Source organism: Roseibacillus ishigakijimensis (genome assembly GCF_016595415.1).
GTDB classification, from domain to species: domain Bacteria; phylum Verrucomicrobiota; class Verrucomicrobiia; order Verrucomicrobiales; family Akkermansiaceae; genus Roseibacillus; species Roseibacillus ishigakijimensis.
The window spans coordinates 1-11,916 of sequence record NZ_JAENIO010000035.1 but is presented as its reverse complement, the minus strand read 5'-3'; the positions used below and the strand labels follow the sequence as shown (position 1 = coordinate 11,916).

8 protein-coding genes are annotated in these 11,916 nt (G+C 59.6%); 1 reads left to right on the top strand and 7 read right to left on the bottom strand.

Features of this window, described 5'->3' with window-relative positions:
* Nucleotides 1–126: 126 nt before the first annotated feature.
* The 4 genes from JIN78_RS12555 to JIN78_RS12540 all read right to left on the bottom strand — a co-directional run bounded on the left by JIN78_RS12555 (nt 127) and on the right by JIN78_RS12540 (nt 7,010).
* Nucleotides 127–1,119, bottom strand: coding sequence for a hypothetical protein (locus tag JIN78_RS12555; RefSeq protein ID WP_200392325.1), 993 nt, complete (start codon nt 1,117–1,119; stop codon nt 127–129).
* A gap of 98 nt (nt 1,120–1,217) precedes the next feature.
* Nucleotides 1,218–4,364 carry an efflux RND transporter permease subunit gene (locus tag JIN78_RS12550; RefSeq protein WP_200392324.1) on the bottom strand — a complete coding sequence of 1,049 codons (3,147 nt, stop codon included), beginning with the start codon at nt 4,362–4,364 and terminating at the stop codon, nt 1,218–1,220.
* 33 nt (nt 4,365–4,397) lie between these two features.
* Nucleotides 4,398–5,555, bottom strand: coding sequence for an efflux RND transporter periplasmic adaptor subunit (locus tag JIN78_RS12545; RefSeq protein ID WP_200392323.1), 1,158 nt, complete (start codon nt 5,553–5,555; stop codon nt 4,398–4,400).
* A gap of 45 nt (nt 5,556–5,600) precedes the next feature.
* Complete coding sequence (locus tag JIN78_RS12540; RefSeq protein WP_200392322.1) at nt 5,601–7,010, bottom strand: efflux transporter outer membrane subunit; 1,410 nt, start codon at nt 7,008–7,010, stop codon at nt 5,601–5,603.
* A 150-nt stretch (nt 7,011–7,160) separates the two neighbouring features.
* Between JIN78_RS12540 and JIN78_RS12535 the strand changes: the two genes are divergently transcribed.
* A complete protein-coding gene (locus JIN78_RS12535; RefSeq protein WP_200392321.1) occupies nt 7,161–7,820 on the top strand; it encodes a TetR/AcrR family transcriptional regulator in 660 nt (219 codons plus the stop codon).
* On the opposite strand, the gene JIN78_RS12530 is transcribed toward JIN78_RS12535, so the two are convergent.
* Genes JIN78_RS12530 through JIN78_RS12520 form a run of 3 tightly spaced genes read right to left on the bottom strand, consistent with a single transcriptional unit; the run spans nt 7,744 to nt 11,595 of the window.
* A complete protein-coding gene (locus tag JIN78_RS12530; RefSeq protein WP_200392320.1) occupies nt 7,744–9,231 on the bottom strand; it encodes a PepSY-associated TM helix domain-containing protein in 1,488 nt (495 codons plus the stop codon). The two genes, JIN78_RS12535 and JIN78_RS12530, sit on opposite strands and share 77 nt — an antisense overlap.
* Nucleotides 9,228–9,503: a hypothetical protein gene (locus JIN78_RS12525; RefSeq protein WP_200392319.1), complete on the bottom strand. Its 276-nt coding sequence runs from the start codon at nt 9,501–9,503 to the stop codon at nt 9,228–9,230. The genes JIN78_RS12530 and JIN78_RS12525 overlap by 4 nt, the downstream gene beginning before the upstream one ends.
* 4 nt (nt 9,504–9,507) lie before the next feature.
* Nucleotides 9,508–11,595, bottom strand: a complete 2,088-nt coding sequence (locus JIN78_RS12520; protein ID WP_200392318.1) for a TonB-dependent siderophore receptor — start codon at nt 11,593–11,595, stop codon at nt 9,508–9,510.
* Nucleotides 11,596–11,916: the final 321 nt, after the last annotated feature.

The following is an 11,916-nucleotide window of genomic DNA, read 5'->3' as shown; positions in this document are numbered from 1 at the left end:
CCGAAAACCGGATGATTTGGCGCGCTGCGGGGACGGTCTAAATCCCTTTCAGACCTTCGCGCAACAGCTTTTTGAAACAAATTGTGACACTGAGAACGAGTCTCAATAACGCCTCCAAATCTCGCCCTACTCAGCCCCCTCTTCAAACCACTTCAAGGCGGCTTCGAAATGGCTGTTATTGATTGAGTGCCCCCCGGAGAAGACCTCGTCGCGGACCGCCCGGATTCCCATATCCCCCACCCCATCGACCAGCTCTTCGCGGTCATCATCGTCGACCAAGTTGTCTGCATCGCCCGAGCTGATGAACGCTTTGGTGGTCTTGAAGGCCGACTTGCGGGCTCCGGACTCGTCGAGCGACTCCTTTCCGAAGGCCTGATTGCACCCGCTGAGGAAAATACCGGTCACTTGACAGCCAGCCTCGCCGAGGTGGCCCAAGCGGAAAAAGCTGCCCTTGGCTCCACTGGAGTGCCCGCCGCAAGCGTGCTTCCAAGAGAGGAAGTCGGGCCAGATGCTGGCCAGCTCGGCGATAACGAAGGCATGGAAGGCGGCATCTCCCTCCTGAATTTTGATGGTTGTTTCGCGGGGATTGCCATGCTCGGTATCGGCGGCAATGACGATCCAGCCTCGCCGGATGGCCTCGCCACAGGCACTGAAACGGCTTAGATTGCCGCTCAAGCGCTCTTTCTCGTTATTGATTCCTCCCACTGGCCAGAAGACCTTCTGCGGTTGGGCCGGATCAAAGTTCTCGGGCAGATGAACTTTCACCTTGGCTTGGGTCGGGGGCAGCTTGTTGTCCCGCAGCTCTCTTTGCACTTCTTCGGGGAGCCCGGTGGTCACTTCGACCGCCTTGCCGGGCGTCAACTTTTGACCAAAAAGGGTGAGACTGGCAGACTGCGCTTCTTCCCGTTTGGAGGCCACAAATTCCCGATCCCCTTCGCTAAGCTGACTCAGAGCGATACGGACCTCACGCCCGCCGACCTCGACCCACACCGCCTCCTCACCTTCAGCGCGGAGATACTCCCCTTCCAAAGTGCGCCCATCCACCGCCGTCCAGGTGCGCGCTTCCAAGCTCGTGGTCAAGGCGAGAGCTCCCAGCAAGATTCCAGTCAATCGTCTCATGCCTCTCCCTTACGCACGGGGAAGCCCGTTCCTTTGGCCTCCATTCCTAAAAAGTGGCCGTTGCAGAGAAAAGGCCAAGACTCTGACGCAAAATGCCTTTATTCGCTCGCCTTCTCCCGACCTCTCGCGCCAATGCCCCGGATGAGGACATAGAAGACCGGGGTGAAGATGAGACCGAAAAGCGTCACTCCCAGCATTCCGGAAAAAACGGTGGTCCCAAGCACCTGCCGCATCTCGAAGCCCGGCCCGTGCGCGATGACCAGAGGCACCACGCCCAGAATGAAGGCGAATGAAGTCATCAGGATGGGGCGCAAGCGCAGTTTGCAAGCCTCCACCGCCGCAGCGAAGCGGTCCTTCCCCTCGTCCTCCAACTGACGGGCAAACTCGACAATGAGAATGGCGTTCTTGGCCGCCAGACCGATGAGGACCACGAAGCCAATCTGGGTCAGGATATTGTTGTCCATCCCGCGCAGGAGAACCCCGGTGATCCCCCCTACGATGCACATGGGCACAATCATAATCACCGACAGAGGCAACCCCCAGCTCTCATATTGGGCGGAAAGAAGAAGAAAGACGAAGACCACGGCGAGCGCGAAGACCAGACCGGCGGTGTTTCCGGCCGCCCGTTCCTGGTAGGAAATATCGACCCACTCGAAGCTGTAGCCTGGTGGCAAGTCGGCGGCCAGTTGCTCCACGGCCAGGAGCGCCTCCCCCGAGCTGAAACCGGGCGCGGCCTGGCCCGCAACCTCGGCGGAGGGGTAGAGATTGTGCCGGACCACCCGGTCGGGTCCGGTGATGCGCTCCATCTCCAGGAGGGAGCCCAAGGGCACAATCGCGCCAGTCTCGCTGCGAGTCGTCAGCAAGCGCACATCATCGGCATCATCGCGATAGCTCTCCTCCGCCTGCGCAATGACCCGGTAGGTGCGGCCAAACTGATTGAAATCATTCACGTAGGAAGAGCCCAGGAAGGTCTGCAGAGTCTGGAAAATATTGGACATCGGCACTTGCAGGGTCTTGGCCTTCTCCCGGTCGATATCGGCGTAGAACTGCGGTGTGGTGGCGCTGAAGGTGGTGTAGGCAAAGCCCACCGCCGGATCCTGATTGAGCTTGCCGACCAATTCTCCTGCCACGGCCTGGAGCTCGTCGTAAGTGCCCCCGCGCTGGTCCTGCAGCATGAGCTTAAAGCCGCCGCCGGTTCCGATTCCCCGCACCGGTGGAGGGGCGATCACGACATTGGTGGACTCGGTGACCTGCGCGAGCGCGGCCTGCAGATCCGCCGAGATCTCGCTGGCCGTTCTGCCATGATGCGAGCGCTCTTCAAAGGAATCGAGAATGACGAAGATTGCGCCGGCATTGGGTGCGATGGCCCGGGTAGCCCCGGAGAATCCCGCGATTTCCACCGTATGGGCGATGCCATCAATCTCGCGGGCGAGTTCGGCAGCTTCCATCACCACCTCGCGGGTCCGGGTCAGGGAAGCGGCGTCGGGCAATTGCACGGAAAGAATCAGATAGCCCTGATCCTGATCAGGAATGAAGCCGCCGGGCACCTTCTGGAAAACCCAGCCCCCCGCCGCGAGGAGGGCGGCATAGAGCAGGAGAAAGAGCAGGGACAGTCGCGTGATGCGCCGGATAAAGCCGCCGTAGCCCCGCGACAGGGAGTTGAAGAGCTTGTTGAAGAGGCGGAAAAACCAACCGAACAGGAAATCAAGCAGGCGTTGGAACCCGTCTTTCTTGGCCTCCGGACCGCGCAGAAGGAGAGCGCACATGGCGGGACTCAAGGTCAGGGAGACGAAAGCCGAGAAGAGCGTGGCCGCTGCAATGGTGATCGCGAATTGCTTGTAGAACTGCCCGGAAATGCCGGTGATGAATGCGGTGGGAATGAAGACCGCACTGAGCACAAGGGCGATGGCGACCAGAGCACCACTCACTTCTTTCATCGCGATTTGAGTGGCCTCGATAGGCCCCTTGCCTTCTTCCAAATGCCGCTCCACCCCTTCCACCACCACGATGGCATCATCGACCACAATCCCGATGGCGAGAACCATGCCGAAAAGCGTGAGGTTATTGAGCGAGAAATCCAGGCCCGCCATCACGGCCATGGCCCCGATGAGCGACACCGGAATGGCCAGCAAGGGAATGAGGGAAGCCCGCCAGTTTTGCAGGAAAACCAGCACCACCAGCACCACGAGGATGATGGCCTCGATAAGGGTGTGGTAGACGGAATTAATCGACTCCTCCACAAAGATGGTGGGATTGTAAACGATGGTGTGTCCGAGCCCGGCGGGAAAGTCCTTGGAGAGCCGCTCCAGGGTCTCCTTGACCTCTTCCGCCGTCTCCAGGGCATTGGAACCCGGCTTCTGGGTCACCCCGATGCCGATGGCAGGCTGACCATCGAGATAACTCTCCCGGCCATAGTCCTGCGAGCCCAGCTCGATGCGGGCCACGTCATTGAGGTGGACGATCTGCCCTTCGCTCCCGGTCTTGACGATGATTTCGCCAAATTCCTCAGCCGTTTTCAAGCGGCCTTGGGCGAGAACGTTCATTTGGAACGCATTGGTGCCCTGCATGGGTTGCTGGCCAATGGTGCCGGCGGCCACCTGCACGTTCTGCTCCCCGAGGGCATTGAGCACATCGGTGGTGGTGAGCTGGCGGGCGGCCAACTTTTGCGGATCCAGCCAGACCCGCATGCTGTATTCCGCCGCCCCAAAGACCGTGACGTTCCCCACCCCATTGAGCCTCAGCAGCTCGTCCCGGACGCGGAGAAAGCCATAGTTCCCCACGAAAAGTTGGTCCAGCTTGCCATCCTCGGAGATGAGGTGGGCCACTAGGAGCAGATCGGGGCTGGCCTTCTCGGTCACCACCCCGGAGCGCCGCACGATTTCCGGTAATTTGGCCTCGGCGCGCGCCACCCGGTTCTGCACCAGCACCTGCGCCTGGTCCACGTCCGTGCCTTGGGCAAAGGTGATGGTGAGAGAGACCGCGCCATTACTCGTGCTCTGCGAAGTCATGTAGAGCATGTTCTCGACACCGTTGATCTCCTGCTCGAGGGGCGCAGCCACGGTATCGGCCAAGACATCCGGACTCGCGCCGGGATAGGAGGCGGTGACCTGGATGGTGGGCGGAGCAATCTCGGGATACTGGGCCACCGGGAGACCAAAATAAGAGATCGCACCCACGATCATGACCACGATGGAGAGAACCATCGCAAAAATGGGGCGGGTGATGAAAAACTGGGGAAACTTCATGACAATAGTTGGGAATGAACCTCGCCTGAGGACTTAGTGGGACTCGGCTTCCCCGGATTCCGCGGGGGCCCTTTCGGCCTGCACCGGTGCTCCGGGGCGGGCTTGGGTGATTCCGGAAACGATGACCCGGGTCTCCGTGTCGAGCTCCCCTTCCACCACCCGCATCTCACCTTGCAAGGGGCCCAGGGTCACGGGAGTGACTTCCACCACCTCGCCCTCTCCCACCGTGAGCAAGGAGGTGAAGCTCTGTTGGGTCTGCACCGCGATCTCCGGAACCAGCATTGCGGTGTATTCCCCGCGGCCGGGCAGACGCACGCGGGCGAACATCCCCGGGGTCAGAAAACCATCGTCATTGTCGAAAACGGCCCGGGCTCGCATCGTGGCAGTGCCGGTGTCGAAGGCGTTGTTAACGAAGTCGATGCGGCCCACTCGGGGAAAACCTTCGTCATCTCCCAGCCCCATCTGGATTTCCAGCCCCCCTTCCCGCGCAGACTCCCGTTTGCCCGCCAGGTTAAGCCGCATGTATTTCAGCACCGAGGCTTCATCGGCCTCGATGCGGCAATAGATGGGATCCACCGTCACGATGGTCGTGAGGAGAGTGGACTGGGCGGTCCCTCCGCTGATCAGGTTGCCAGCAGAGACAAAGCGGTCGGCGGTGCGTCCGGTGATGGGCGAGCGGACCTCGGTGTATTCCAGGTTCAGCTGGGCAATGCGCACCCGGGCCCGCTGCGCCTGCACGCGGGCCTCCGCACCCGCAAAGGTGCCCTTGCGCACCTCGACGTCCTCGGCCGCGATGGCATTGCGCTCCAGGAGGGCCTGGCCACGCTGGTAGTTGGAGCGCGCCAGATCCCGCTCGGTCTCCGCTTGGGCCAAGTCCGCCTGCGCCGCGGCCAACTCCGCCTCGAAGGGCTCGCGGTCAATGGTGAAGAGCAAGTCCCCTTCTTCCACCAACTGGCCGTCGGTAAAATTGACCCGCTCCAAGAGACCACTGACCCGGGCCCGCACTTCCACCTCGTTCACCGCCTCCAGCCGCCCGGTGTATTCATCCCAAGCGGTGATCTCTTTTTGCACGGGATGGACGAATTGGACCACCGCAGGAGGACGTTGGGGCGCGGCAGGAGCTTCTTCCTCCTGATGGCAGGAAGGCAAAAAACAGAGGAAGAGGGAGGAAATCAGAAGGGGCGATCTCATGGCAACAGTTGTGGATGTTAAGAATAAAGGAAAGAGAATGAAGGACTACCAGCGCCCGCCCAAGGAGCGGATGAGGGTGACGGTATTGACGAAATGGACCCCACGCAGCACGGCTTGCTGGCGGCGGGCATTGAGGGCGGTGCGCTCGGCATCGAGCACGCTCAGATAGTTGGCAATTCCGCCCTCATACTGCGCGTTGGCAATCTCGCGAGCCCGCTCCGCCGCCGAAGTGGAGCGCTCCAGGGCCTCAGTCTGTCCCGCGTAAAACTTGCGGGCGGCGAGGGCGGTTTCGACCTCGGCAATGGCCTCCAAGACAGTCTGCTGGTAATTCTCCAGCACCTCCTCGTAGCGAGCCTGGGCCTGTTGCAAATTGGCCTCCAAACGCCCTCCCTGCATAATGGGAAGATAAACTTCGGGGCTGATGGCCCAAAAGCGGGCTCCATTGGTGAACAAATGCTCGATATCAAGAGACTGGAGACCGAAGTTTCCACTCAGAGAGAGGGAAGGATAGAACGCGCTCACCGCCACCCCCACGCGGGCATTTTCAGCCGCCAGCAGACGTTCCGCCCGGCGCAGGTCGGGTCGTGCCCGCAGCAGCTCGGAGGGCACTCCGGCGGGCACCGCAGGCGGGCCACCCTGCAGGGGCGCGCTGGCCAGGCGGAAGGAGCTGGCCGGTTGACCCGCCAGGACGGCCAGTGCGGCCTCTTGTCCCGCCCGCTGGCTTTTGAGCGCTTCGAGGTCCGCCTCACTCGAGGCCAGCAAGTTGCGCGCTTGCGCGACGTCGAGTTCACTGACCACCCCCAGTTCATTGCGATCCTTGGCCAGCTGGAGAGAGCCCTTGCGCGTCTCCACCCCCTCGGCCACGATGGCAATTTCCTCGTCCAGGGCACGCAGGGTGAAGTAGCGGGAAGCTGCCTCCGCCTCGAGCGAGAGACGCAGGGCATTGAGGTCTTCAGCCGCGCCCCGGGCATCCGCCTCCGCCGCCTCGACCTGACGCCGGATGCGTCCGTAGAGGTCCAGCTCCCAATCGAGAGTGAGAGGCAGCGTGTAGGCATTCGAGGTCACACTCGGCTGGAGCATTTCCTCCGAGGTGCGCTGGCGGGAAAAATTCGGCGCGGTTCCCACCTGGGCCCGTCCACCGGCCCGGGTGACCCCGATGAGCGCTCTCGCCTGCTCCAGGCGCTTGAGACCGGCCTTCAGGTCGTGATTCTGGCTCCGCACCTGCGCGATGAGCCGGTTCAGCTCACTTTCCCCGAAGACCGTCCACCAGTTCTCGCGCCGGGCGGCGGGGCGGCCATTCTTACTCTCTTCCCAACGAAAATGCCCGGACACTGAGGCCTCCGGTGCGCGATACTCCGGACCCACGGTGGCACAAGCAACGAGCAAGGAAAAGGCAGCTCCCACCCCGGCGGGAATGACCGGAAAGCGCGTTCTAGGAAAAAGTAAAAAATTCATCACGAAATTTTTCAATTCAAGTCTTATCGCTCCTGCACCGAAACGCCAAGAGGCAAGTTTGCACCGCCGGGTTTACTTTTCCCTCACCAACAAGTAAACCCTAAAGTTTACTTTTTACAAAAGAGCGGAAACATGGCAGAGAAGAGGGCCATGGCTGTCACTTTGCGTGAGAAGAAACGGGCCGCCATCATCGAGGCGGCCATTTACGAGTTCAATGCGGCGGGCTTCAATGCCGCGACCATGAACGGGATCGCGGCGCGGGCCCAGGTCTCGAAACGCACCATTTACAATCACTTCGACAACAAGGAAGCCCTCTTCCACACCATTGCCGAGCGGGTCTGTGAAGTGGTGGAACAAGCAGCCGAGGTCACCTACGATCGCAGTCGTCCGGTGGAGGCCCAGTTGACCGAACTGGCTTGCCGTCAGCTTGACCTGCTGGCTTCGGAGGAATTTCTCACCATGGCCCGGGTCACCCTGCCGACCCGCATCCGCAATCCCGAGCTGGCCCCCACGCAATTTGCCAAGCTCCGCCTCGGAACCAACGGCGTGGGCCGCTGGATGAGCGAAGCGCAAGAGGCTGGAGCCCTCCAGTTTTCCGATCCCCGGGCTGCGGGTCGCCGCTTCATCGCCATGCTGCTGGAGTTCGCCTTCTGGCCCGTGCTCACCCACCTCACGCCCCCCCCAGACGAGGAAGAACGCGCTGCCATCATCGCTGAAACGGTGGACCTCTTCCTCAACGGTTGTCAGAGGGAGAAAGCTTCCGAAGCAACAGGAAATACCCGGCCGCCAACAGCCAGGCAGCACCATTGAAGAGGGCAATCATCCGATCTCCCATACTTTCCCAAGGGAAGGGAGTCTGCCCTTGGGCAAAGGCGAAAGCAAGGGGGAGAAGGAGAAACAACACCAGCGTCCCCCACCCCAGCCAACGCAGATCGCTCTTTTTCCAGAAGGAAATCCCAAGCGCTACCCCCCAGCAGATCGCAAAAACCGGCAAGGGAAGGTCCGGGGCCAGCTGACAAGCCAGCAGGCCCCCCGCGATCGCAAAAGGGAGGCCGCCCACCACCGCCGGGGTCAGCACGCTGAGAAAGCCCGTCCACCGCGAATCCGCTTCCTGCTCGCAACGTCGCTGCAGCAGGATGAGAACACCACTGGCAATCGAAAGCGAAATCAACAAGCCAGCCCCCGCAAAGGCACACTTGATGAACAAAGACTGGAAGGTGCCAAAGTGAAGATTCACAATCGCTTCCAACAAGGAAGAGGCGAGATGTGAGGTCGGAGTCTGCTGATGGAGAACCGTCAGCTCCCTATCGAAGCTCACCCCGTATTCACCTAAGAAGCTCACCCGCTGGGTCGCGCCCTGAATGGCGATGGCTTGCCCCTTTTCGCTGCCTTCCTCCTCGGGTTCATTGACAAAGACGAACTCGGGCTCGACCCCCTCAGGCCAAAGAGCCTGCGCCTTGGCCAAGGCTTCATCCAAGGGCAACCCCTCGCCCGCGACCTCACGCTCAGGCAAGATCACCCGCACGGGAAAGAGAGCTTCATTCAGCTTTTCGCTCTCCCCATCGAAGAAAAGACTGATCGCGGGAGCTGCCAAAAGAAGCCCCAAAGTCAGCGTGGCCCCTGTCAGAGCGTAGGAAATTTGCAGCGGAAAGGTGATTGCGGAGGTGAAACGATGAAAGCTTTTCCAGCGGCTCTTCTTCCGCCAGGACAATTTGCGGCCATCGAGATCCCCCCTCAGCGAACGCCATTGATAGACCAGCCCGGTCAAAATGACGGCAAAGAAAAGAGCCGCAATCAATCCCGCCACCTCTTGGCCCAGCGGGAGAAACTCGAAGTAATGCAAATCGACCAGGAAATGAAAATAGTCCTTCTCGTGCGGAATCGCCTCCTGGATTTGGCCAGTTTCGGGATTGAGCCACAGATGAATACGCTCGTGATTTCCTGTTTCCGCCCACACGTCAGTGACCGGTCGACTCGGGCGCGCAAGACCGAAAATCACATGGTGAATGCCCGGATACATCTCCTCCAGCTCGGCGTGGGCCTCATTGAGCGAGACAGGCCGGGTGGGCGATCCCCCTGCCTGCGGATGAGTCCAATTGACTGATTCGGGCACGAAAAAAGCGAAAGAGCCCGCCAAAAAAATCACGAAGAGAGGCAAACCCAGGGCAATTCCCAAAAGGGAATGCAACTGCCAAAAGCGATTGCGTTTTTGTGCCTTCATAGAATCAGAAGAAGTGCCGTGCTCCCCAGGCCCACCGCCAGAAGACCGGACAGATAGCGTCCCCGCTGGTCCACCGTATAGGCCAGGGTCAGCAAAGTGGCCCACAGGGGCAGAGTGAAGAGACCCGCCAAGACGATGAAACCCGGATCGATCTTCATGAGCGGGCTGACCGCCAGCATCATGAAGGACTCGGCGGCGAAAAGGGAAAGCAACCCGATGACGAGGGCTCCCCACTTTCCGCGCACCTTGGGAGGATGAGACGACCGGGCCATGGCCTTAGAAGGTCAGGGTCGCGCTCAGATTGACCGAGCGATCCTGGCCAAGAAACGCATTGGTCGAGCCATAGGAGGGCGAGAACTCATGGGTCTGCACATACTGCTTGTCCAGCAGGTTGGTGACATTGAGCTGAAAGTCCCAGTCCTGCCACTGGTAACCCACCATGGCATCGAGCAGAGTATGCGACTTGGTGCGAACTGCATCGAGCCCATCATAACTCTCCCCGGTGTAGCGCACCCCCAGCCCGGTGCGGAATCCGGTGCCCGCCGGACGATAGGAAACCCAAGCCGAGGCCTGGTTCTCCGGCACCCCCGCCAACTGCGGCGAGCCAGCCCGATCGTTGTTTGCGGTATCGAGATAGGTGTAGGAAGCCTGCAGATAGAAGTCCCCGCAACGCTGGCGCAAAGCCAACTCCGCGCCATCGACCTCGACACTGGATTGCTCCACATCAGGCCCTCCACTACCGATCACCCGATTGTCTTCTTCGATTTGAAAGTAGGAAGCGGTAATGAGGGTGTCACTATTGGGCATCCACTTCACCCCCAGCTCATGCTGACTCCCGGTCTTGGGATCCAGCGGCTCGTTGGTGGCGGTATTCACGCCCTGGGGCTCGAAGGACTCCGCATAGGAGTAGTAAGGCGAAATTCCGTAAGGCAACTGATACATAATGCCGCCATCGAAGCTCCATTGTTCGATTTCGATGGTTTCGGTCTTGTTGCTCTCTTGCTCGTAATCGTCGAAACGAACCCCTCCGGAAAGAATGAGGTTGTTCCAACGAATTTGGTCGTGAAGGAAGAGTCCCACCATCTTCTCAGTCACTTGGAGGTTGTCGCTCAGCGCTGGAAGAGAAGCCGAGGCACCATAGCTGGGATTGGTGAGATCAATGATTCCAGAATAAATGTAAGGAACGCCAAACCCAGGGATTCCACCAATAGGCAAAGTATGACGATCCCGGTCGGCGTAGGTATAATCGACTCCAAACTGAAGATTGTGATCGACCACCCCCGTGGCGAAATCGGCCTTCAAAATCGCATTTCCGGCAAAGACGTCGGTCTCGTGGTCCGCACCGTAAAGAATGCGGTGATAGGTGCCAGCGGGAAGTGGAGGCATACCCAAGGCATTACTTAAGAGCGCACCAATTCCGGGAGGAACCAAGGTGTGTTCGACGTATTCCGCTTCGGAAGCCACATAGCGGGCGTTGGCACTGAAAGAGAAAATGTCGTTGAACTCGTGATCGAAGAGCACGTTCACGCTCGCCTGCTTGGTGTCGTAGCGGTCCATGGAAGGCTCCCCGCCGTAAGTGTCATTATCGAGGGTGAAGCCGGGAATTTGTGTCGCTTCGATAGGGAAGAACATCAGCGAAGGCGTGCTGTTGTTTTCCTGCAGATTCAACAACAAGGACAGTCGGGTTTGCTCGCTGGGCTGCCAAGTGAATGACGGCATGAGAAAGCGGGAATCATCCTCGACATAATCGATGTAGGTATCGGCATCGCGGTAGTAGCCCACCAGTCGAAAGAAGAAGGTCTCCGCCTCATCGAGGGCGCTGTTGTAGTCGAGGCCCACCTCGTAGCGGTCATGACTTCCGTATCCCGCCATGATCTCGTTCTCGACTCCCGCTCCTGCAATTTTAGAGGAGGTATTGACGGTTCCGCCGACCGTCCCTTGTCCAAAGAGCACCGAAGCAGGGCCTTTGACCACATCGATCTGCTCGACGGCAAAAGCCTCCTGCGGCGTGTTGTTGTAGAAGTTGAACTGATGCCGCAAGCCGTCCTTATAATTGGTCGAGTTCAGACCCCGCACGCGCACAAAGTCTTGCCGGGTATCGAGTCCGTAGTAGCCACTTTGCACCCCTGAGGCGTAGTTCAGCGTCTCCTCCAGATTACGAGCCCCGCGCTCCTCGAACTGCTCGCGGGTGACCGTCTCGACGGCACGGGGAGTCTCGAAGAGATTGCCAGAAAGCTTGGTCGTGGCCGCCACCCGGGTATCCACCTCCGGATCACTGGCGGGGGCTTGCTCACTCACCACCGTCGTTGCCCCAAGGTCTTGGGGTTCCTCATAAAAATCTTGCGCGGAGAGGGTAGCGGTCAACGCTGAGCCAAATAAGGCGGATCGGCTGAAAGCACGGCTAGAGCTGAAAAAGAACATGGCCGACAGCCTCCCCATCCGCCCAAAAATCGCTGCCGTTCTTTTGTCGAATTTTAGCGCTCAATTGACATCTCCGAGGGCGATTTTTCCTCAATCGTTGCCCTTTCAGGAGTCCTTATTGAGAACGACTCTACTTGATTAGGACATGAAACTTCTGACTACGAGGAGAGACTGAGGTGGACCCCAAAGTTCGGCCAGTTGAGGGCTCAGCTAAACGATGGTGATGAGGGAAAATTGATTACTTGTTCTGGGGTTCTTTGGCAA